The 24,889-nt window shown below is 49.6% G+C and carries 13 protein-coding genes; 7 read left to right on the top strand and 6 right to left on the bottom strand.

The window, feature by feature from the left end; translation table 11 throughout:
- Positions 1–5: 5 nt before the first annotated feature.
- From bglX to LLH06_RS11680, 6 genes are all read right to left on the bottom strand, one after another.
- Positions 6–2,315 (bottom strand): beta-glucosidase BglX, encoded by a 2,310-nt coding sequence (gene bglX, locus LLH06_RS11705; RefSeq protein WP_262909394.1) that lies wholly within the window; start codon positions 2,313–2,315, stop codon positions 6–8.
- Between the two features lie 12 nt (positions 2,316–2,327).
- Complete coding sequence (locus tag LLH06_RS11700; RefSeq protein ID WP_228169477.1) at positions 2,328–4,052, bottom strand: family 43 glycosylhydrolase; 1,725 nt, start codon at positions 4,050–4,052, stop codon at positions 2,328–2,330.
- Positions 4,049–5,389, bottom strand: a complete 1,341-nt coding sequence (locus LLH06_RS11695; RefSeq protein ID WP_228169476.1) for a glucoamylase family protein — start codon at positions 5,387–5,389, stop codon at positions 4,049–4,051. The genes LLH06_RS11700 and LLH06_RS11695 overlap by 4 nt, the downstream gene beginning before the upstream one ends.
- Before the next feature lie 101 nt (positions 5,390–5,490).
- Positions 5,491–7,035, bottom strand: coding sequence for a RagB/SusD family nutrient uptake outer membrane protein (locus LLH06_RS11690; RefSeq protein WP_228169475.1), 1,545 nt, complete (start codon positions 7,033–7,035; stop codon positions 5,491–5,493).
- Positions 7,036–7,049: 14 nt separating this feature from the next.
- Positions 7,050–10,052 (bottom strand): SusC/RagA family TonB-linked outer membrane protein, encoded by a 3,003-nt coding sequence (locus LLH06_RS11685; RefSeq protein WP_228169474.1) that lies wholly within the window; start codon positions 10,050–10,052, stop codon positions 7,050–7,052.
- Between the two features lie 337 nt (positions 10,053–10,389).
- A complete protein-coding gene (locus LLH06_RS11680) occupies positions 10,390–11,409 on the bottom strand; it encodes a S66 peptidase family protein (RefSeq protein WP_228169473.1) in 1,020 nt (339 codons plus the stop codon).
- A 128-nt stretch (positions 11,410–11,537) separates the two neighbouring features.
- On the opposite strand from LLH06_RS11680, the gene LLH06_RS11675 reads away from it, so the two are divergent.
- The 7 genes from LLH06_RS11675 (at position 11,538) to nagB (ending at position 24,653) form a co-directional block, all read left to right on the top strand.
- A complete protein-coding gene (locus LLH06_RS11675) occupies positions 11,538–12,281 on the top strand; it encodes a DeoR/GlpR family DNA-binding transcription regulator (RefSeq protein WP_228169472.1) in 744 nt (247 codons plus the stop codon).
- A 471-nt stretch (positions 12,282–12,752) separates the two neighbouring features.
- A complete protein-coding gene (locus LLH06_RS11670; RefSeq protein ID WP_228169471.1) occupies positions 12,753–15,869 on the top strand; it encodes a SusC/RagA family TonB-linked outer membrane protein in 3,117 nt (1,038 codons plus the stop codon).
- Positions 15,870–15,887: 18 nt separating this feature from the next.
- Positions 15,888–17,453, top strand: coding sequence for a RagB/SusD family nutrient uptake outer membrane protein (locus LLH06_RS11665; protein WP_228169470.1), 1,566 nt, complete (start codon positions 15,888–15,890; stop codon positions 17,451–17,453).
- 4 nt (positions 17,454–17,457) lie between these two features.
- Entirely contained in the window at positions 17,458–18,267 is an 810-nt protein-coding gene (locus tag LLH06_RS11660) for a DUF4397 domain-containing protein (protein WP_228169469.1), read from the top strand.
- A gap of 185 nt (positions 18,268–18,452) precedes the next feature.
- Positions 18,453–21,467: a glycoside hydrolase family 3 N-terminal domain-containing protein gene (locus LLH06_RS11655; RefSeq protein WP_228169468.1), complete on the top strand. Its 3,015-nt coding sequence runs from the start codon at positions 18,453–18,455 to the stop codon at positions 21,465–21,467.
- The gene (locus LLH06_RS11650) at positions 21,464–22,699 is read left to right on the top strand and encodes a serine hydrolase (protein ID WP_228169467.1); all 1,236 of its coding nucleotides are present in this window, start codon (positions 21,464–21,466) and stop codon (positions 22,697–22,699) included. Before LLH06_RS11655 ends, LLH06_RS11650 begins: the two co-directional genes overlap by 4 nt.
- Before the next feature lie 34 nt (positions 22,700–22,733).
- On the top strand, positions 22,734–24,653 hold the full coding sequence (nagB, locus tag LLH06_RS11645; RefSeq protein ID WP_228169466.1) for a glucosamine-6-phosphate deaminase: 1,920 nt from the start codon (positions 22,734–22,736) through the stop codon (positions 24,651–24,653).
- The last annotated feature ends 236 nt before the right edge of the window (positions 24,654–24,889 follow it).

Below are 24,889 nucleotides of genomic sequence, written 5' to 3'. Positions count from 1 at the left end.
GGCGATCACTTGCTCAACAGTGTGAACTTCGACTCTTTAACATCGGCCGAATTTGGTCCAACGAACACTTTAAAGTCGCCCGGTTCGGCCACGTACTTAAGCTGTGCATTATAAAATTTCAGGTCCTCCTCGCTGATGTTGAAGCTCACCTGCTTGCTTTCGCCCGGTTTAAGGCTCACTTTTTTAAAGCCTTTTAGCTCCATTACCGGCCTTGTGGTACTACCCACCAAGTCGCGGGTGTACAACTGCACGGTCTCTTTACCTTCCATGCTGCCGGTGTTGGTGACCGTCACCGTAGCGGTAATGGTGCTGCCCGGGCGCAGGGTGGCACTGCTTAACTTCACATCGCTGTAGCTAAAGGTGGTGTAACTCAACCCGAAACCGAATGGGTATTGCGGATCGTTGCTTACATCCAAATAGTCCGAACGGAACTTGGTGAACCAGCCATTTTTGGCCAGCGGACGACCGGTATTTTTGTGGCTGTAATAGATCGGCACCTGACCCACATTTTGCGGGAAGGTGATCGGCAGTTTACCTGAAGGATTTACATCGCCGAACAATACATCGGCAATAGCATATGCGGCCTGGCTGCCCCCGAACCACACATTCAGGATGGCCGGCACGTTCTCGCTTTCCCATTTGATGGTGAGCGGGCGCCCGGTGAATAACACCAGTACCACCGGCTTGCCGGTCTTCAGTAAAGCTTCCAGTAAACGTTTTTGCACATCAGGGATGCCAATGTCGGTACGGCTCGAGCTTTCACCGCTCATTTCGGAACCTTCGCCCAGTGCTGCGATCACCACGTCGGCTTTTTTAGCGGCCTTTACGGCATCCTCGATCACTTCAGCCTCAGGGCGGTCATCACGTGGTATCTCGCGGCCGAACATGGTGCCATTCTTTTGCAAGGTAGCGTCGGCCGTTAAATTAGATCCCATGCTGTAGGTGATGTTGGCCTTATTGCCGGCCACTGCTTTTAAGCCTTCCAACAATGACGGGGTAGTGGCCAGGTCGGCGTTAACTGCCCAGGTGCCCGGCATGTTGGCGCCGGTATTACCCAGCGGACCGATCACGGCTATATTCCCCGCTTTTTTAAGCGGTAAGGTCTTATTAGCATTCTTGAGCAATACGAAGGTTTGGCTGGCGGCATCGCGGCTGAATTTCATGTTGGCCGGTGTCATGATCTCCGTCTTGGCGCGTTCCTCGCTGCAATACTTGTACGGATCCTGGAACAGGCCGAGTTTGTATTTGGCTTCCAGCACCAAGCGGCAGGCGTTATTGATGTCGGCAATGGTCACCTTTCCTTGCTGCAGGGAAGTTTTGAGGGTCTTCAAATATCCTTCGCTCACCATGTCCATATCGGTGCCGGCCTTCAAGGCCAGGGCCGATACTTGTTGCAGGTCGCCCAGGCCATGCTCGATCAGTTCGCTCACGCCGGTATAGTCAGATACCACAAACCCTTTAAAGCCCCATTGCTTGCGCAATACATCGGTCAGCAACCATTTATTCGCCGTGGCCGGTGTGCCGTTGATATCATTGAACGATACCATGGCGCTGCCTGCACCCGCGTCAATAGCCGCTTTGTAAGGTTTGAGGTAAACGTTGTACATGCGGTCGAGGCTCATGTCGGTTGTGTTATAATCACGACCTGATTCGGCAGCACCATATAAGGCAAAGTGCTTTACGCAAGCCATCATGGTATTATTGCCTTTAAGGTCACCCTGTAAGCCTTTTACCATTACCCTGGCGATCTGTGAGCCCAGGTATTCGTCCTCGCCCGAGCTTTCGGCTACACGGCCCCAGCGCGCATCACGAACGATGTCGACCATGGGCGAATAGGCCCAGTTCAATCCATCGGCCGTCGCTTCGGTGGCGGCTACGCGGGCCGTGCGCTGGATCAGGTCAAGGTCCCAACTGGCGGCCAGCGCTAAAGGGATCGGGAAACTGGTCTTGTAACCGTGGATCACGTCCTGGCCAAAGATCATCGGTATCTTCAAACGGCTTTTGGTCACCGCGATCTCCTGCGCTTTGCGGATGCGCTGCGGGGTGGTAAGGCTGAATATGCCGCCGATCTGCCCTTTGGCGATCTTGCTTTCTACGTCGGTACTTACCACCGATCCGGTGGTGGCCTCGCCGCCGGTCACCAGATTGAGTTGGCCGATCTTTTCGTCAACGGTCATTTTAGCCATTAGCTGGCTTACAAAGGCATTCATTTTGGCCTCATCGGTGTTAACAGCCGGGCGTTTGGTTTGCGCAAAGGCAAGCGTAGCACCCGCAGTGCCTATACAGATCAGGGATAATGCTTTTTTAAAGTTCATCATAGTTAGATATCAATTTACGCGCTGAGCGGAGGTAGGCTTACTGATGCCATTCTCGTTGAACGCTTCAACAGTGAAATAATACATTTGATCGGTGCCCAGGCTTTTGAGGTCTAATTGATCGACCCCATACACCAGCCACGAATCATACAATCTATTGGGAGCGATGCCCCATTTGATGTTATAACCCTGAGCGCCTTTCACAGCATTCCAGGTGAGGAGGGCATCCCGACGATCGGCTTTGCGTGCCACTTTAAAGGACGCAGGCGTACCCGGCACTTTACCGGTTCCCTTGCCAAATACACGGAAGCCAGAAATAGCCAAACTGCCGGTAGGTACCTTGACATTGTGATAGCGAACGTACCGTGCCTTCACCGGCGCTTCCAACTCTACATAGTCGTTAGGATTATCGGTAAAACTCTCTTTTTTATCGATGATGGTGTTCCAATTTTTTCCATCAGTACTGCTTTCCACCCAATAACGATGGCGCAGACCAGGTACACGTCCGTACAGATCTGCCTTGTGGTCGCTGTAGTTGATCTGCAATGCATTTACAGTGGCAACATTCTGCATGTCTACCTGCAACCATTGCTTATCATCATTAGCCGAGGCCAGCCAAAAGGTCTTTACATTTTCATCCAAAGCTTTTTCGGGCGCATGATCTGCATCTTTCGAAGTTGACGCAGTGACGGGCTTTTTGTAGGATAGCAGCATCCAGCCCGTGAACTCACCGTTGCGCGATGGCATGGCGGGTGCGTAATGCGGATAATCGCCGTAGTTGGTGTTCGTATACATAAGCCCATCGGCATCAAAGCCAGCCGGGAAGGCACACAAACGCCTTTCCCAATTCACGTTGACCGATACGGCCATGGAGGCGTAGTGCCAATACTTATTGCCCGGACCTAACACCGTACTGCCATGCCCGGCACCGTTGATGAAACCGCCCGGCTTGTATGATACCGGGTTGTTAGGGGCATAGGTGTACGGACCTAATGGTTTGTCGGCCACGTAAACGCCATCGCCATAAACATTGAACTCTGTGCCAGGTGCGGCGTACTGCATATAGTATTTGCCGTTGTGCTTGGTGAGCCAGGCGCCTTCCATGTAGCCTTTAAGCTTAGTGTCGGAGTGGTTCTCGCCGAAGCGTTCCCAACCATGCTTGTCGCCATCCAATTTGAATAGCTCCGTGGTCGGACCGATGGGTTTAAAGTTGTTCTTACGGTCCAGCTCTCGCCCGCGGATAGGGTAGGTGTTGGACGACCCCCAGAACATGTAGGCGCGGCCATCATCATCGATAAAAAGGTCAGGATCTTGCAGGTCGTTCAGGATAAAAGGGCAGGCTTTCCAGTCGCCCTTTTTAGGGTTATCAGTATACAAAACACTCATGGAGCCTGATGGGTCGCCGGTGACGTACAATACCGAATCCTTGTAGTTATGAGCGGCAGGTGCATTGCTGCCCTGGAAGTACCATTTTTCCGGAACGATGAAGTTCCAGTTGGTCATGTCGACCGAGTGCCAGTACCCCAGCGAGCGGGTCACGAACATGTAATACTCACCTCTGAATTTTACTACCGCCGGGTCTGCACCCGAGCGGTACGACAGGCCCTGATCGGCGTTGTAGATCATGTAGGTATAATCAAGGTTGAGTGGGTTGCAATAGGTGCGGTTCTGCGTGGGTTGCGCCATCACGCCCGTCGCCATCAGCAAAGAGAATAAGAAAAAATAGTACGTCTTCATTTGATGTACGGCGAATTGAATCCCAATTTTTTAAGCCCAGCCTTTACTTCAGGGCAGCTCATGAATAGTTTCCACAATAAACCCGAACGGCCATTCTCGATCATCACTACGATCGGTCCCTGATCAATGCCCAGGTAACGCTTAGGATACCAGTTGGCCGTTTCGCTGAACGCATCATAAAAACCGTACTTCCCCCAAACCTTATCGCCAAGGTCCTCATACAAATGACGCATCACCTTGAGCGAATAAGCCGGCGTGTAAGGGTAGGAGGCCAGTGCAGCCGTCGGCGCGATCACACCAAGGTCTTCAGACGGGTTATGAGCCGCGTAACCATTTACCGAATAGCTGGCCGTCAGGCCCCAGCAATCGGCACCGTAACCTTTAAAATTTTTCGGATTCTCGATGCAGTAAGCGCGGTGGATCAGTGCATGGTTCTTGTTCTCGGTCCAGTAGTCGGCGTAGCGGTCGGTCAGCCCCTTAGGGTTCAGGCCGAGGTACGAGTATTGCGCCCAAAATAATGGTCCCACTCCGAAAGGTGCGCCGTTATGTTTAAGGCGGATCTTGTAGCCATATACCGATCGGTTGGTGTCGATCTTACCGCTGCGTGCCCAGCCCTGGTGGTAAACTTCGGCCGGTATGGTATGCGTAGGCGAAGCGGCCGCCATGATGTAGGTGATCAAACACTCGTTGTAACCTTCGAGCGGGAAATTCTTTTTCCAGCCAACGGTAGGGCTCCAGTGCCAGTACAGCACGTTCTTGCCGCCATTACGGTACCAGTCCCATTCAATGCCTTGGTAAAGCTTATCTATACGGGCGGCCAGTTGTTTCTCAGCCGCATTGCCGTTCCTGAAATATTGGCGAACGGTCAACAGGCCTTGCGCCAGGTAAGCGGTCTCTACCAGGTCGCCGCCATCGTCTTCCTTCCCAAAGGGCTTGGCCTTGCCATCGGGCAATATCCAGTGCGACCATGCACCGTGGAGGCGCTCCGTTCTTTCCAAAAAGCTGACCGCTTTCTTCAACCGCTCAAAACCCGCCTTGCGGGTAATGTAATGACGGTCTATAGACGCCACGATACTCATCACCCCGAAACCGGCGGCACCGGTGGCCACCACGTCCTTATCGTTCTGTGGGTATTCGCCATCGACATGGTAGCGTTCACGGGCCAGGCCCGAGGTAGGTTCGGCGCCATCCCAAAAATATTGAAAGGTCTGCCGTTCGATCAGGTCGAGTAGCTGGGTATCGGTAAGTCTCTTTTTAACGCGGGACTGTGCATGGGCTGGCGCGATGCTTATCAGCAATAGGAGGTAAAAGCATATAAGGGAGGAAGCTGCTTGCATAAAAGATGTTTCTGATGTAAGTGCGGCATTGCCACACGCTTCAATAAAAAGGCTCATGCCGGGCAGAGCATCTCTCTGACCCGGCATGAGTTTAAATGTTATTAATAACCCGGGTTTTGTTTCAGGTTACCACCGCTCAGGTCGATCTGTTGCTGTGGTATCGGGAACAGCGCCTTGGTCGATGACCAGGTCTTGCCGCCATCTGCTGCAAAAGCTGCCGCCGCACGGCCCGGTTGCACCGATTCCTGACGAACGAGGTCAAAGAAGCGATCTTGCTCCATGGCCAGCTCCACACGGCGTTCGTGCCAGATCTGTTGCAGGGTAGGTGCGCCGGTCAGTGCAGGTACTTTAGCTCGGGCACGTACCAGGTTCACATCGGTAAGGGCTACGCCTGATTGTCCGGTTTGCAAAGCTGCTTCGGCATTGATCAGGAGTACCTCGGCATAACGGATCACCATTACATGTTTAGGTAAACGATCAAAGTTGCCGCAGTTAGGTTCAGCCTCGCGGCTGTAATATGCCTTGTAGTTGTAACGTGAGTTCTGTACCGAATCTTGTGTTGGGATGCGCAAACCATCAAAAAGCACGGTACCGACAGAGTTGGCCCCGTTAGACGGATTGATGGTGATAATGGTAGCGTTCTTCCTTACATCACCTGACTCGAACTCGTTCACCAGGCTTACCGATGGGTTGTTGAAGCCGTAGCCACGATCCTGCCAGCCGTTCTTACCTCCGGCCCGTGGACCTTGCGCAGTAGAGAAACGATCGATCGACGCGTTACATGCCAGGTTCTGGCCTGCTTGTATCTCAAATATCGACTCAGCGCTATTGTTGCTGGCCGCACGGAACAGGGTGGTAAAATCGCTTTGTAAACGATAAGTGCCGCTGGTTATCACCGCTTGTGATTGCAGGTAAGCGTTCTGATAATCTTTGTTGTACAGGTAAACTTTGGCAAGCAGTGATTGTGCTGCGCCTTTGCTGGCACGGCCCACATCGGCGCTGGTGTTCGCGATCACAGGCAGGTTAGCCGCCGCGAAGGTCAGATCATCGATCACGAATTTGTAAATGTCCTGAGCCGTGGCGCGGGTTTGGAACTGCGGACTGTTAGCCTCACTGGCGGCCGGTACACGGTCAAGCAATGGGACACCACCAAATATGCGTACCAAGTTAAAGTAGAAGTAAGCCCGCAGGAAACGCGCCTCACCGATCAGCTTGTTCTTGGTGGTGGTATCAAATTGAGCATTCTGCAGTTGCGCCAGTGCCTGGTTAGCGCGGGCAATGGCCTGGTAGTAACCTTTCCAAATGTTGTTCACTACGCCGTTGCTGGCGCCGGTGGTCAGTGCGTCAACGGTCGCCGCATCGCCATAATCGGCAGGGGTACTGCCTTTGTCGGCATCGTCAGACGCGATGTCGCCTAAAATGACGTATTGAAAGCCGCGAACATCGTTCCCAAAGGCATCGCCTGCGAAAAAGATATTGTATATGCCCGTAACCAGGTTGGCGGCCACGTTAGGGTCGCTTATTATCTGCGACTGGGTGATCTGACCCTGAGGGTCGATATCTAAAGATTTGGTGCACGAATAACTGGTGCATATCAGTGCCGCACCAATGAAGCAGGCGGCCGTATTTCTATATAGAGTTCTCATGGATGGTGGTCAAATTAAAATTCAACATTAAGCCCAAATGCAAAGGTGCGGGTGGTCGGGTACCCGTTAAGGTCGACACCCGAAGCCAGGATGTCGGTATTCAACAATTCAGGTGTGAAGCCGCTGTAGCGTTTCGCGGTGAACAAGTTCTGCGAGGTGAGGTACATGCGGATACGGTTGATCTTCATCTTTTTTAAGGCATCGGCCGGGATGGTGTAACCCAAGGTCAGGTTGTTCAAGCGTAAAAAGGCGCCCGACTCAACGAAATAGGTAGAGGCTGGGATGTTCTGTGTGATCACCTGAGGGTTCACGTTAGAAGGATTGCTTGGTGTCCAGCGGTTGGTCACGTAATTCGCTTCTACGTTATCGGCACCGTTGGCGCGGAATGCTTTGCGACCATTGTAGATCTTGTTGCCCCAGTTGCCGTAAAAGTCGGCAGCAAGGTCCCAATTGCTATAATTTAAGCCCAGGTTGAAGCCACCATACCATTTTGGCTGGTATGAACCGGCGTAAATGCGGTCGTTCGCATCAACGGTACCATCGCCGTTGGTGTCGGCGAACATCATGCCGCCGATCGTTTTGGAGTAACCGTTCAGGTTATATGCTGGCGCAGCGTTGATCTGTGCCTGGTTCTGAAATATGCCGGTTTGCTGTAGCACGTAGTAGCTGGCGATAGGCTGGCCATTATCGGTGCGGGTTATGCTGCCCTGGTTGCCTATACCACCACCCAACAGGGCCTGGCCACCGTTAAGGCCGACCACCGTATTTTTGTTGTAGTTGATGTTACCGCCAATGTTGTAACCCAGTTTGCCGATCTTGTCATTCCAGCGGATCGAGAATTCGGCACCTTCGTTCTGGTATGATGCAGCATTGGTAACATAGATGGCGTCCGGATCACCCAATATGCCTGGGATGGTCACGTTGGTCAAGGCATCGTTCACCTTCTTTTTGTAGTAATCCATTTCACCGGTCAGGCGGTTGTTGAATAGGCCGTATTCCAAACCGATATCCAATTGGTTGGTACGTTCCCATTTCAGGTTCGTATCCTTAATGTCCTGAATGGCCGTACCCAGGTTCAAGCTGTTACCGTAAAAGTAGGGTAGGTTAGGCGTAGCGGTGGTCACGAACAAGCCCTGGCTGATGTTGTCGTTACCCAACTGGCCCCAGCTGGCACGCAATTTCAAGTTGTTGATCAGTTTGCTGTCCTTCATGAAACCTTCTTCGCTGATCACCCAGCCCAGTCCCACGGTAGGGAAGTAGCCGAATTTTTTGCTGAAGCGCGAGCTACCATCGGCCCTATATGAGGCGGTCAATAAATATTTACCGGCATATGAATAGTTCACACGACCGAGGTATGACAAACGACGGAATAGGGTACCGCTGTTGGCATAAGTGGCGCCAACCTCCGGGTTGCCCACGTCCAGGTACCAAAGGTCCTGGTCGGCGGGTACGTCACGACGGGTGCCGCTGAAAAGGTCTGTCTTGATGTACTCCTGGGTATAACCACCTAACACGGTGATGTCATGTTTGCCAAATGTCTGTTTCCAGGTAGCGGTGTTGTCCCACACCGTCCAGAACGATTGATCATTTTGGATGAACAAGGTACTGTTGTTCACCAACTGTGATCCACCTGCAACGGTAAAGGTATTGGCATCGTTCGAGAATTTGCCCACATAATTGCGTTGCTTGTTCCAGTAAGCATCGGTATTGAACGCGGTACGCAACGTTAAGGATTTGATCGGCTTGTACTCCAGGTAAACGTTACCCTGCACGCGGTTGTTGATGGTTTGGCTGTTGGCGTTGTTGAGGCTCAGCAAAGGGTTACCCATGTTGTTCCACAAACTGGTGTTGCCGTAGCGGCCTGCATCATTAATGGCCGGGATCACGGGCGCGGCGCGATACACGCTACTGTAAACGCCCTCTAAAGCCGTTGGGCGCTCTTTGCTCCGTGTCAGTGCCATGTTAGTACCAAAGTTGATCTTGTCGGTGATCTTGATGTCCAGATTGGTGCGGAAGCTGTAGCGGTCAAAAGCATTGGTCTTGATCAAGCCATCATCAGTGAACGTATTGGCACTTACAAAGTAGGTGGAATTATCGCTACCGCCACTTACAGAGAGGTTATGGCTCATTTGCAGTCCTTTTTTCAACACAGCATCATACCAGTCGGTAGTGCCAGGTATGGTAAGCGGTGCAGCGTCCTGCGTGAGTATGCTTGGATTGGCATCGCGCAAGTAGTTAATGTATTGCTCACGGTTGGCCATCTGTATCTTATTAGATAATTCGCGGAAACCGGCATTTGCGTCATAGCGCACCACCGGCGGACCTTTTTTGCCTTTACGGGTAGTGATGATCACCACACCGTTGGCACCACGCACACCATATATAGCGGCCGAGGCATCCTTGAGCACATCCATGCTCAATATATCATTGTTGTTGATGTTACGGATATCATCGGTGAGCACACCATCTACTACATATAGCGGGTTGGCGCCACCCAGAACCGAACCTGTACCACGTATGCGCAGTTGCGGTTGCGAGTTAGGCTGACCTGAGCCGATCACCTGCACACCGCTCACCTTACCCTGCAAGGCCTGTGTTGGTGTTTGCACCGGCTGGCGGGCAAGTTGTTCGCCCGATATGTTGGCCACAGCTCCTGTAACATCGCGGCGGCGCTGTGTACCGTAGCCTACTACTACCACTTGTTCGAGTGAGCGTGCCGATGAACCCATCTCTATATTAATAATGGTACGGTTTGTGATAGCTACATCTTGTGAGGCGTAGCCAATGTATGAGAAAGTTAGTGTGCCGCCACCAGGAGCGGTGATGGTGTAATTACCTTCGGCATCGGTTTGAGTGCCGGCGGTACCGCCTTGTACCTTTACGGTAACACCGGGAAGCGGTTGTTTGTCTCTGCCATCGGTCACCTTACCCTTCACTGTAATGTCTTGAGCCATTGCAGCAACGGATGAGATACATAGCAAAACAAGGAAAAAGGCCCTTGTAAATGTTCTTTTCATGCTTATAAATATTTAGTTAACAGGATGCGGCATACACGATAGTGTGGCCTATTTTAATGGGTCTTTAATATTGTGTGAGGCAATAAAATCAACTTAACATTAATACATAGGCATACTCAATATGTTTGCACACGTTTTGTTTTAGCGTATTTATATTCAAAGCATGATGCTTGCTGCGATATTCCTGATCGGAGTGATCAATGATCGCAAAGATCAGCACAGTAAAGTGGTAGTTATTGAAGTTCAGGAAGGTGTATAGCGGTTGCTACGCCATTCCTATTAAAGTTGTTCGAAGAGGGAAGGGGCAAAATGTTATGTCGACACCTGAAAAAAAAGATCAGGACAGTGAACGTAATGTGGTACCCGAAGCGGATACTTCGAACTGATGCAGAACGCCACACTTCAAAGCAAAGTTGTTTCGCTGGTGTCCGACCGGGAAGTCAAAACACACAGGATAATCGAATTTTTCTGTTTTTTCGGTAACGATCGTCACCAGGTCTTTCCCAAACTCGTCGCCCTCTTCAGGCTTGAGTTTGAAGCCGCCAATGATCAGTCCGGCTAAATGATCAAGCTTGCCGCTCCGCAGCAGGTTGTACATCATGCGGTCTATATTATAGAGGTACTCGCCCGTATCTTCCAAAAACAGGATCTTGCCTTTGGTGTCGATGTCAGAATGGGTTCCCGTCATGCTGGCCACGATGGTGAGGTTACCACCGATCAGCGCTCCGGTAGCTTTGCCAAAGCGGTTGCCAGCAGCGGCAGGAGCGGTATAGCTCATGGGTTTGCCCACAAGTGCTTGCTGGATGGATGCGATGGTATCTATCTGGATGGCATCGGCTTTGGCCATATCTGAGGGGAAGCTATTGCACATCTTACTATGCAGCGTTGCATAACGCAGGTTTTGATGGATGTGCTCATGAAGTACGGTAATGTCGCTAAAGCCTATCACCCATTTTGGTGACGCCTTGAAGCCATCGAAATTCAAACGGTCAATGATGCGTACCACACCGTAACCACCCCGGGCGCACATGATGGCTTTGATGCCAGGGTCGTCAAGCATGTATTGCAGGTCGGTAGCGCGTTCATCATCAGTACCGCCAAGGGCATGGTCGCGCTGGCCAACCGTTGCACCGATACGCACCCTGAGACCCCATTTCTCCATTTCACGCACCGCAGGCATGACGTCCTCTGTACTGATCTGGCCGGCAGGGCAGGTCACCCCGATCAGGTCGCCGGGTTGAAGATAAGGCGGTACCTTGAACTTTCTCGAACGCTCACTTAACGATGCAGAGGCCTTGACGGTCGACATGGCTACAGTAAGGGGCGCGAGCAAAGAGATGAATTGTTTACGCTGCATAAACGTGCATGAGCTTCAAATATAGTGGTACTGAGCATAATATGAGCACAGGCGTATCTTAAAAAACGCAACAACATGCAAATAGTAAAAAATACTATATTTGGTTCCCGCTAACCTTGTAAACCTATATGCTGAAAGAAGAACGCCATAACTTTATCATCAAGCAGATCAACCTGCATAATAAAGTATTATCTGCCGATCTTAGTGTTAAGCTCGATGTGTCAGAAGATACCATACGCCGTGACCTAAATGAGCTGGCTAAAAGTGCTAAGATCAAGAAAGTGTATGGCGGCGCGGTGTCTAAATCCTTTTTGCATACTTCTACCCAAAACACCACTTACGCCAAAGAGGCCAAGATGCAGATCGCCAAGAAGGCGCTCACCCTGATCAAAGAAGGTATGTATGTGCTTTTAGGAGGAGGGACCACCATACTGGAGTTAGCCAGGTTGGTACCCAAAACACTGCAATGCACCTTCATTACGATCAGTCCGCTGGTTGCGCTTGAGCTGATCGAGTACTCGACCGCCGAGGTGATCCTGTTGGGTGGGAGGCTACTATCAGATTCTTACATCAACACCGGATCAATGGTGGTCAACCAGCTATCAGAGATACAGGTGGATCTGTGCTTTTTAGGGGCTAACGCTATCGACATTGACAAAGGGATCACCGACTCGGACCTTGAGGTGGTGCAGGTTAAAAAAGCGATGTTGAAATCAGCCAACCGATCGGTGGTGCTAAGCATTTCAGGTAAGCTGGATTCGACCGAAAAAATGACCGTTTGCCCCATGAATTCGATCGAACATTTGATCACCGAACTTGATCCGAAAGATGCGTCACTCACCCGCTACGCAGACGCTGTAGAACTGATGTGAAAAGTGTTAATTTTACACACTTTGTTGATAATTCATCATCTTTTAGAGCAATATTCCTTGATTTTCTTAAATTTTATCGTCATTCATTGTTAAAAGTATCGATTTTGTTCAAATATTTTGCGTTGTGGTGTCGAACTGTGCATCTTTTTGCATGTTTGAACTAAAATGTGCGAATTATTTTATGCCAGTGTGGTAAATTGTTTATATTTGAGCAAGATGTCGGAGGTGTTTGCAGGTCTTTGCGGTTCTGAAAGCTTAGAAAAAGCTTAAATAGGTGTCGATATCTCGTTATTTGCTTAACGTTCAATAGCCAATTATTTATTAATTAAGATCAGTACTGTGCCATGTACGGGGATCACTTTAGGAAGGGGTGAGGCCAGTACAGAAATGGGCAGTAAGCCGGTCCAGCGTTCTCTTTTTAATTGTATATATATAAACTATGCTTTCTGAAACAAATTAAACTAACCGTGTATGAAGAAACTTTTATCTATCCTTTTCTTCCTGCTATGCCTGAGCTCCACCGTCGTGCTGGCTCAATCGCGCATTACAGGTAAGGTGACCTCGGGAGACGATGGGCAACCGTTGCCGGGTGTTACCATCAAGGTCAAAGGCAGTAATCAGGCCACGCAATCAGGTCTGGCCGGCGATTATTCTATTAACGCCAAGGCGGGGCAAACCCTGGTGTTCTCGTTCGTGGGTTACTTCACCCAGGAAAAACCTGTGACCGCTGATGGTGCTACCATTAATGTGCAAATGGGTCCTGACTCCAAGAACCTGAACGAGGTGGTAGTAACGGCCTTAGGTCAAACCACTCAAAAACGTACATTGGGTACCTCGCAACAGACCGTTAAAGGTGCCGACATCGCTAACACCCAGCGTGAGAACTTTATCAACTCTTTACAAGGCCGTGTGGCCGGTGTGGAGGTGACCAGTTCATCAGGCGTACCGGGTGCGTCAAGCTCGATCACTATCCGTGGTGTAAGCTCTATCAGCGGTAGCAACCAGCCATTGTTCGTGGTGGATGGTTTACCAATTGATAACAAGACCATCAGCACCGCTGCTTTTGCTTCTGATGCTCCTGGTTCTACCACTGCTTTCAGCAACAGAGGTCTTGACTTTAGTAACCGTGGCGCCGATATCAACCCTGAAGATATCGAAAGCGTAGTGGTACTGAAAGGTCCGGAAGCTGCGGCTTTGTACGGTATCGATGCCGGTAACGGTGCGATCGTGATCACTACCAAAAGAGGTAAAGCCGGTACCAGCCAGATCGACTACAGCAACAGCTTTAGGGTCGAGATGCTGCGTAAAGCACCAGAGATCCAAAACGTTTATGGGTTAGGTGTTAACGGCTCGGGCAACGTGCTGGCCTCGTTGGCCGGTGGTTACGAGTACTTTGGTCCGGAATGGGCAGCTGGTACTAAGTTCTATGATAACGTAGGTAATTTCTTCAAGACCGGTTTCACTCAGCACCATAACTTATCGGCTTCGGGTGGTACCAACAATATCAACTACCGTTTGTCAGCTTCTTACGTTGATCAGAACGGTGTGGTGCCAAATTCACAATACAAAAGGTTGAACATCACAGGTGCTTCACAAGCTATCGTGAACAAGTGGTTGAAGACCGACTTGACCATGACCTATAGCAACTCAAGTAACGACCAGCCTTTAAAAGGTTCTAACGGTCCGTTATTGGCTTTACTTTCATGGCCACGCACCGACGATGCTCAAAACTATCTGAATCCATCAGGCACCCGCCGTACGCTGGGGCTGATCGGTACATTAGGTTTGACCGAGTTGGATAACCCATACTTCAGCATCAACAAGAACATCAATAATACCAAGAACGACAGGATCACGACCAACGTTGGCTTAACGATCACTCCATTCAAGTGGTTGAACTTCAAGACCAACATGGGTATAGATGCTTACACCACCCGTTACATGGTGATGAGGCACCCTGAAAGTGCGTCAGGATACTCTCGCAATGGTATATTGGATGTGCTTGATGATATGAACCGCAACTTTACCATGCAGAACTTGTTGAACCTTACTCCGCAAACTATTGCCAAAGGTTTGAAAGTTGATGCAACTTTAGGTAACTCGTTGCTTGACTGGAAATCGACCGCTGACGCAGGCTACATGGAGAACTTCCTTGACCCTAACTTCGTGTCGTTGAACAACGGTGCACCAGGCAGCAAGAACGCCCGTACCACCATCACTCAACGCAGGTTAGCCAGCTTCTTCGGTAAAGTGACCTTCAACTACAACGATTACTTATATGTGACCGGTACTTTACGTAATGACCGTACCTCTACCATTCCATTCGAAGGCGGTCGTTACTCGTTCTACTATCCATCGGTATCTACCAGCTTTGTGTTCACCGATGCCTTTAAAGGATTACGCAGCATCTTTACTTCGGGTAAGATCCGTGCGGCCTTTGCAGCAGTAGGTAAGGACACTAAACCATACGCTTACAAATCGACCTACGAAAGTAAATCTACTGTTGGCGGTGGTTATGGTTACGGCTTTACTGGTGATAACCCAACCCTTAAACCAGAGTTCGCTAAATCGTTCGAGGTGGGTACCGAGTTATCGTTCCTGAATGACAGATTAGGTTTAGACCTGACCTTGTACCGCAAGACCACCAGCGATCAGATCACCAACGACCTGCGCTTTAGCTACGCCACTGGTTTCATTCTGTTCAACCGTAACGGTGCCAAGACCTTAAATAAGGGTATCGAGCTTACCCTGCGTGGTACACCTTTCGTGGGCAGGCAGTTCAGCTGGAACGTTTTGGCTAACTTCTTTGCCGATAAAGGTATCGTGACCGCTTTACCTGCTGGTGTGACCGAATCATACAGCTCTGATACTTACCTGTACAACAGTATCCGTAATGGTGTGATCCTGGGTTCATCTACCCGTAACCTTACCGGTACTTTTTACATTCGTAACAACGCCGGCCAGATCCTGATCAACCCGACCACTGGTTTGCCGGTACGTTCTACCGTGAACATTGCAGGTGGTTATGACCGTAACCCTAACTTTAGCATCGGTTTAACCAACAACTTTACTTACAAGACCTTCTCGCTGTCATTCCTGTTGGATATGCGTAAGGGTGGCGACGTGTTCAACGCTACCGAGCACTACCTGACCACTTTGGGTTTGAGCACTCAAACACTTGATCGTACCACTCCACGTGTGATACAAGGTGTGTTACAGGATGGTCGTGAGAACTCAGCTAATCCTACACCGAACAACATCGTGATCACACCGAACACGCAGAACACTTATTACACCAGCATGAGCGAGGAGTTGTTCATACAAAAACGCATCAACTGGATCAGGCTGAAGGACGTAACTTTGAGCTACCGTTTACCTGATAAACTGATCAAAAGACAGAATTTTGTGAAGAACGCAAGCGTGTTCCTGACCGGTACCGACCTGTTCATCCTAACCAATTACAAAGGACTTGATCCAATTGTGAGTGGTAATACAGCAGCAGTAGGTGGCTCAGGCGGCCAGGGTATCGATTTTGGTAACTTCCCGATACCTATCGGTATCAACTTCGGTGTGAAAGTATCACTGTAAACTTAGGAGACCTCAACAATGAAAAAAATATTTATCGTACTAATGGCTGCAGGTCTTGTATCGGCAAGCAGCTGTAAAAAATATCTCGACGTTAACACCAACCCCAATGCGCCGCAGGATGTAACAGCCAACCTGTTACTATCGCCGATGCTGCACTGGGTGGCTACGTCACCGGTTTATGACGGACGTTTGATCGGCCGTTACACCCAGAACATCACCTCCACAGGTGCCGGTTCAAGTTGGGATCTGCAAGGTTATGATCCTTCATCTGACAACGGTGGCCAGTTATGGCGCGACGTGTATTGGAGCTTAGGTGTTAACCTAATCAACATGATTAATAAAAGTGAGGCCGAGCAGCGCTGGGATCTTGCAGGTGTTGGTTACGCTTTAAAAGCATGGGGCTGGTTGCAACTGACCGATATGCATGGCGAGATCATCATCAAACAAGCTTTTGATCAAACCCGTACCAATTTTGACTATGACTCACAGGAGTTCGCCTACAGTGAGGTGATCCGTAATCTGAACATGGCTATAGCCGATCTTCAGCGTACCGACGGTGCCGTAGATGCCAGCTTTTTAGGCAAGACCGATATCGTTTACGGGGGCGACCGTACCAAATGGTTAAAGTTCGCTTACGGTTTGTACGCCATGACCTTAAATCACTTTAGCAACAAATCTTCTTACAAACCTGATGACGTTATTGCTGCTGTTGATAAATCGTTCGCCAGCAACAGTGATAATGCAGGGGTTAAATACACCGGTGTATCTAACGATGACCGTAACTTTATAGGCCCAACACGTAACAACTACACCTCCTATCGCCAAACCGTTTACATCCTCAATATGATGAACGGTACCGTTACCGGCGGTGTTCAGGATCCACGATTGACACGTATGTTGTCACCATCCCAAGATGGTAACTATCGTGGCGTGGTGACCGGTTCGGGTATTGCTTCATTTGCTACCGGCACAGCTCCCAACAATATTTGGGGTTACACCTCACTACCTACTGTTGGTACGCCAACCCGTTACATTTTTGACGACAAGAGCCGTTACCCGATCATGACCTACTCTGAATTGCAGTTCATAAAAGCTGAAGCTGCGTTCAAAAAAGGTGACAGGGCAACTGCTTTAGATGCCTACACTAAGGGCGTATCGGCACATATCGATTACGTGAACATATCTCAGGCAGATGTTGGTGCTACTCCGCCAGCGATCAGCGCCACAGAGAAAGCTACTTTCCTGGCTTCACCAACAGTGATCCCAACTGCTGCTAACCTAACCCTGGCGCAGATCATGAACCAAAAGTACATCGCTTTGTGGGGATGGGGTTTTGTGGAGACCTGGATGGATATGCGCCGCTACCATTACAATGTTGACACTGATCCAGCTACTGGTCGTGCCGTTTATGAGAACTATGTGTTCCCAACGACGTTATACGCCGATAACGGTGGTAAACCTGCATATCGCGTACGTCCAAGGTACAACTCAGAGTACGTGAACAACAGTGCAGCACTGAACGCCATTGGCGCTTTAGCCAGAGATTATCACACCAAGGAAATGTGGATCACTCAAAAAAACTAATCAAATGAAGAAGATTTATATAGGTTTAACGGCGTTGCTGATCTCGGCAACGGTGATATCTTGTAAAAAGGACAGTATACAAAAGATAGATGCACCGGTAGATGCAAGTCAAACAGCACAGATCAAATATTTCAATTTTGGCGTAGGTGCACCGGGTGTGAACTTTTTTGCCAACGATGTGAAGGTGACCGGAGCGTTAAGTACTGCAGGAGCCGAGACCACCACCGGTACGGCAACAGGTTCAGTATATCCGCAGTCGGGCTACTCGGTGATCGCAGGTGGTACTTACACCATTAAAGGACAAATTCCATCAACTGCCACTGCTGATGCAAATCTTGCCATTGCGACCGTGCCTTCTACCACTTTGAGCAACGGTAAAAATTACACGCTGTACATGAGCGGCATCTATAGTACTTCGCAAAAACAGTCTGATGCTTTTATAGTGGAGGATAAGCTTCCTGCATTTAACAGCACTGTTGCTTACATTCGTTTTGTGAACGCGATCTCGAACGCGGCTCAGCCCATGAGTTTGTACATCAGGTCTAACGCTACCACCACCTCGCCCGAAGCGCAAGCTGCTAATAGCATTGCCTACAAATCGGGTAGCGATTTTGTGGCCGTGCCGATCGGTTCGTATGAGTTATATGCCAGATATCCATCTGCGCCTGCTACTAACGTGATCACACGTAACGGGACCTCGGTGGTAGCCTTGAACGGTGGTAAGATCTATACCATCACCGCAAGGGGCGATATCAACGTTACCTCCACAACATCTGCAAGTCGTCCGCAGTTAGACTTCAGCACTAACAGATAATTTCCTTACCTAATAAAGACCCGGTTCATTACCGGGTTTTTTTATGCATCATTGATATTTCACGATCGCATTATGTTGCATGTTTGCCGTTTTGAAGGAGCTTAAATGCAATAAAGTTCAACTCAAACACTTTATGTGTTGCGTTTTTTTGCATATTTGTAATGCCTCATCCATCTAATTTTACTATGACAAAGGTCACCCGCGCTGCCTTACTGAGCATACTATTGCCACTGAGCCTGCAATCATTCGCGCAGCAACCACGCCCCGATACCATTGCCGCCCAAAAATGGGTGGATCAGCAATTCAAAAAGCTTTCGCGCAGGCAAAAGATCGCCCAGTTGATGGTGATGCGCCTGTCAGAAAAGAGGGGCAAGGATGTCGTATTCTTTACGGAGGATATAGAAAAGCTGATCAAGAAATACAAGATCGGTTCGGTGTGCCTGTTTCAGGGCAATGCGGTAGATCAGGCCAAGGTTTTGAATAAGCTACAGGCCTCAAGCCAGATCCCATTACTGGTGTGTATAGATGGAGAGACAGGTGTAGGCATGCGCTTTGGCGATGTGAAGCCGTTCCCTGATCAATTGACCATTGGTGCTACAGGTGATGGGGCGATCGCCTATCATGTTGGCCGTGCCATTGCCCTGCAATGTAAGCGTGCCGGTATACAGGTCAACTATGCGCCGGTGGTAGACATCAATAACAATCCCGATAACCCGGTGATCAATTTCAGGTCGTTCGGTGAGGATAAATATAAAGTGGCTTTGTATGGCAGCCGTATTATGGCTGGTATGCAGGATAATGGCGTGATGGCCTGTGCCAAGCACTTCCCGGGCCATGGCGATGTGGCTGTCGATTCGCACTTGGATCTTCCGGTCATCCAGAAGAGCCTGGTCCAATTGGATTCGCTTGAATTGTACCCGTTCAAAACCCTGATCGATCAGCACGTGGGTAGTATGATGGTGGCACACCTATACATTCCCGCTATTGATACTACACGCAACAAGGCAACATCGCTCTCCAAAAATAACGTGACCACTTTGCTTCGCGACCAGCTCAGGTTCAATGGCCTGACCTTTACCGATGCATTGGAGATGAAGGGTGTGGCGAAGTTTTATCCGCAGGGCGAGGCGGCCGTACAGTCGCTGATCGCCGGTAACGATATGCTTTGCTTGCCGGGTGATGTAAAAGGAAGCATCAAAAAGGTACGCAAGGCCATCAGGCATGATCAACTGACCTGGGATGATATTGATGCCAAGGTGAAAAAGGTCCTCATGGCCAAATACAACTTAGGCCTCGATGTGTTTACGGCGATCGACACAGTAAACATCGCAGCCGACCTGAATAAAGACATCGTACCGATCAAAAAAGAAGTGTACGCCAACGCGATCACCATCGTGGCGCAAGGCGACAGTACCTTGCCGGTTTTAGACAATACCAAAAAGATCGCTTATGTAGGCATCGGCATTGATGCACCTAACCATTTTGCCGACAATTTGAAGCGCAGCTACAATGCCGACACTTACTATTTGAGTTACAAAGATGATGCGGCCAAAGCAGCCGACATCCTGAGCAAGATAGGGGATAACTATTCAACTGTTGTCGTTGGCCTTCACAAATACACCAAATACCCTGCCCGTAACTTTGGAATCAGCGAACCTGCTGTTGACCTGATGCGTTCGTTACAACAAAAGAACAACGTAGTAAGCCTTGCATTCGGTAATCCATACGCGATCAAAAACCTACAGGACGCCCGCAACCTGATCGCCTGTTATGAGGATGATAGCTTGATGCACGATGTAGCTTCTGAATTACTGGCCGGCCGCTTGGTAGCCAAGGGCAAACTTCCTGTGACCGTTGGTAAATTTGCATACGGCACAGGAGTGACCAACAGCTCGTACTTGCCATTGGTGAACGCTTCGACCATAGGTTTAGACAACGAGGCCCTGACCCGCATAGACAGCATTGCAAACAATGCGATCGCCAAGGGCGCCACACCAGGTTGCGTAGTATTGGTGGCCCGTAAAGGCAAAATTGGTATGCTGAAAGGTTATGGCCACATGAATTATGATGGCTTACAAGCTATGACGCCGCAAACGGTGTTTGACCTGGCCTCGGTGACCAAGATCAGCGCCACCAATATATCGGTAATGAAATTGTATGAGGAAGGTAAACTGGACCTGAACCGTACTCTGGGTGATTACTTGCCATGGGTGCGTGGCACCGATAAGGCAGCGCTTAAGCTTAACGACGTGCTGCTCCACCAGGCTGGTTTGGTGGCCTTCATCCCTTTTTATCGCGAAACGATCGACATCAAGACCGGAAAACCTAAACCGGGTTTCTATCGCACTCAGCCAGATGCATTGTATAGTGTAAGGGTAGCTGATCACATGTACATGCGCAGCAACTGGATCGATACGCTTAAACAACGAATACTCACCAGCAAGCTGGGTGCGCCGAACAAATATGTCTACAGCGATAACGACTTTATCTTCTTGGGTAAGGTAGTGGAGCAGATCACTGGCTTAACATTGGATGAATATGTACGTCAAACGTTCTATCTTCCTTTGGGAATGACCACCACCGCCTTCAAACCGCGTGAGCATGTTGCCTTAAATACGATCGCGCCTACTGAGAACGAAAAGATGTTCAGGTTGCAGCATTTATTAGGTGATGTACACGATCCGGGGGCAGCGATGTTCGGTGGAGTGGCCGGCCATGCGGGTTTGTTCAGCAATGCGTATGATCTGGCCAAACTTTACATCATGCTACTCAATGGTGGCGAATTGAACGGTGTACGTCTTTTCAAAAAAGAGACCATCGACTACTTCACCGCTTACCATAGCAACATCAGCAGGAGAGGGTTAGGCTTCGATAAGCCTGAGAAAGATAACGTCACGAGCAAGTCGCCTTACCCGGCGTTAAGCGCCTCACCATTGGCATACGGCCACACCGGATACACGGGCATAGGCGTTTGGGCCGACCCTAAATATGACCTGCTCTACATCTTCATGTCCAACAGGGTGAACCCCGACGGCGGCGAGAACACGAAGCTGCTCAACATGAACGTAAGAGGCAACATACAGGAAGCCGTCTATCGCTCGATCTTAAAAGAACAAGCCAAAGTGGCCCCCAAACCGGTCATTGCAGCTAAGCCGATGATCAAAAGCAAAACCGTTAAAAAAAGGCGGTCGGTGAAATGAGTTGGTCGAAGCCTGCATACCTGATATTGCTGATCGCCGCCTGCATCACCAAAGCGCAGGCACAGCCCCACACCGATGCGTGGCTCCAGCAGTTATTGTATGCCAAGGCTTCTCCTGCATTTCGTCACATATTGGATCATCCGGAGGTCTATCACGTACAGATCATCTATAATCGGATAGACCGAGACAGGAAGGGCAAGCCCGCTTTCACCAGGTATGAATATAACGTAGATCCCGGCCGGTATTTTTATCCGGCCTCTACCGTTAAGCTGCCTACCGCAGCACTGGCCCTTGAAAAGCTGGACCGGCTGCACAGCAAGGGTGTTGATAAAGAGACCCCCATGCTCACCGATAGCGCTCACAAAGGACAGTCGGCGACGCGTGTTGACACTTCGGCCACTAATAAGCTTCCCAGCATCGGTCAGTATATTAAAAAAGTTTTCCTGGTAAGCGACAATGACGCTTACAGCCGGTTGTTCGAGTTCGTTGGGCAGCAGACCATCAATGAGCGCTTACAACAGATGGGCTATACGGATACGCACATCCCACGGCGCTTTTTCGTGATGCCCGACGAGGACCACCGTTACACCAACCCGATCAGCTTTGTAAAAGGTAATGATACACTGTACAAGCAGCCCATGCTATACAGTACCTTTAAGTTCGACTTTACCAAAGACCATCGCATCCCGCGCAAATTAGTAGAAGCTAACGGTGCGGTAAAAGCCGATACGTTGAATTTGGCCACGCACAACACTTTCCCTTTGCGCGATCAGCAGCAAGTGTTGCAGGCTATACTGTTCCCGGCCTCGGTCAAAAAAGCGCAGCGCTTCAAGCTCACTGATGATGATCGCGCTTTTCTGTACCGTTACATGAGCATGCTGCCATCACAAAGTGTATCGCCTGCTTACGATGCCCGTGCTTACTTCGACAGCTATGGAAAGTTCTTTAGCTACCGCGCTGGAAAAGGTAGCATTCCGTCATACATCCATTATTACAACAAAGCGGGATGGGCATATAATTTCCTTACGGATAACGCTTATATTGTCGACGTCAAAAATAATGTAGACCTGATGCTTGCCGCAGTGATCGATCTAAACCTTGATGCCACTGCCGGCGACCGTTACGAGAAGATCGGTTACCCCTTCTTCAAAGAGCTTGGCGACATTATTTACCAATATGAATTACAAAGAACACGCCCTTACCGACCGGCACTGACCGAACGGCGACCATGATACATAGCACATCACAAGAATTATATCACCACATATGGCAAGGTTAAATTTATTAGAAGAAACAAGGTACGAGAAGCTCCCCGTCACGGTATACCCCAACCAGCAGGAAGCGGCCAAACAAGTGGCCAAAAGAATAGCCGATCTGATACGTAACAAGCAAGAAGCTAACAAACCGGCCGTGTTAGGTTTGGCCACCGGTGTAACGCCGATCAAGGTTTACCAGGAATTGGTACGAATGCATAAGGAAGAAGGTTTGAGCTTTAAAAATGTGATCACCTTCAACCTTGATGAGTATTATCCTATGAAGCCGGATGCTGTACAAAGCTACGTGACCTTCATGAACGAAAATCTTTTTGATCACATCGATATCGAAAAGGCCAACGTGCATATTCCTGATGGCACCCTGGATATAGATGCTATTCAAGCATTTTGCATGGACTACGAGGAGCAGATCGAAGCCTTAGGTGGACTTGATCTGCAAATATTAGGTATCGGTCGTACTGGTCACATCGGTTTCAACGAGCCGGGTTCGGCACCTAACTCGGGTACCCGTTTGGTAACACTTGACGATCTGACCCGTAGTGATGCCGCCCGTGATTTTGGTGGCAAAGAGAACGTACCTACCAAAGCCATCACGATGGGTATCGGTACCATCTTCAAAGCTCGCGAAATCATCCTGATGGCATGGAGCGCCAAAAAAGCACCGATCATTAAGAAGGCGGTAGAAGGCGAGATATCAGGCGATGTACCAGCTACCTACCTGCAATTGTCTGACAACGTTGAGTTCGTGTTGGATGAGGCAGCCGCTTCGGAGCTTACCCGTTTTGATACACCTTGGTTAGTTAAGGATTGCGTGTGGGCCGATCAGCTTAAAAAGAAAGCGGTGATCTGGCTGGCCAAAACGCTTGACAAACCGATCTTAAAACTTACCGAAGAGGATTACAATAATAACGGTATGGCGCAACTTGCAGTAGAGCAGGGGCCTGTATACAACATCAACATTGATATTTTTAATAAGATACAGCATACCATTACAGGCTGGCCAGGTGGCAAGCCTAATGCTGATGACTCACAACGCCCTGAACGTGCTGAGCCTGCCAAAAAACGCTCGATCGTTTTCTCACCGCACCCTGACGATGATGTGATCTCGATGGGTGGTACTTTCATCCGTTTGGTAGATCAGGGGCATGACGTACATGTGGCCTACCAAACCTCGGGTAACACTGCCGTTTGGGATGACGATGTGCTGCGTTATGTAGAATTCGCTATCGACTTCCAACACAGTATGGGTGCCGATAACAGCCAGCTGCGCTCGGTGTATGAGAACATGCGTCAGTTCATTGAGCAAAAGCGCCCGAACCAGTTAGACACCCAGGAGATACGTAACGTTAAAGGTTTTATCCGTAAAACAGAGGCTATCGCTGGTGCTCGCTACGCAGGCCTGCAAGACGACCATATCCATTTTATGGCGCTTCCGTTCTATGAGACCGGTAAAACGCAAAAGAACTCGGTAAGTGAAGAAGATATACAACTGACCGTTGACCTGTTGCAAAAGGTAAAACCTCACCAGGTATTTGCCGCAGGCGATTTTGCCGATCCACATGGTACGCACGTGGTTTGCTTCAATATCATCCTTACCGCTTTGCAACGCCTAAAGCAAACTGAAGAGTGGGTAAAAGATTGCTGGTTATGGTTATACCGTGGCGCGTGGCATGAATTTGAGACCTACGAGATCGAGATGGCCGTGCCGTTATCGCCTCAGGAAGTGTTGCGCAAGCGTAACGCGATCTTCAAACACCAGTCGCAAAAAGATCACCCGGTATTCCCTGGTGATGACAAGCGTGAGTTTTGGGTACGTGCCGAGGACCGCAACCGTGAAACGGCAGCCAACTATAACCACTTAGGCCTGGCCGAATACGAGGCCATCGAGGCATTTGTGCGTTATCCGTTCTGATAGACCAAACGAGAAGCCGTTAACCATAGCAGCCCCGCTAAGCAAAAGCTTAGCGGGGCTTTTTCGTTGTTGTGTCTATAATTCATCATGTCAGCACGTGATCTCGCCGACCTTCGATCGTATCGTTCCCGCACACCTTTTGTTCATGTTCGTACGGTATTTGCCTTCGGATAAATATAATATCTTGAATATCAATGCTTTATAGGTTTGGTATGCGCTTGGCATAACGTATCACA

The sequence above is a fragment of the Mucilaginibacter daejeonensis genome, assembly GCF_020783335.1.
GTDB lineage: Bacteria > Bacteroidota > Bacteroidia > Sphingobacteriales > Sphingobacteriaceae > Mucilaginibacter > Mucilaginibacter daejeonensis.
This window is presented reverse-complemented; position numbering and strand designations above follow the sequence as displayed.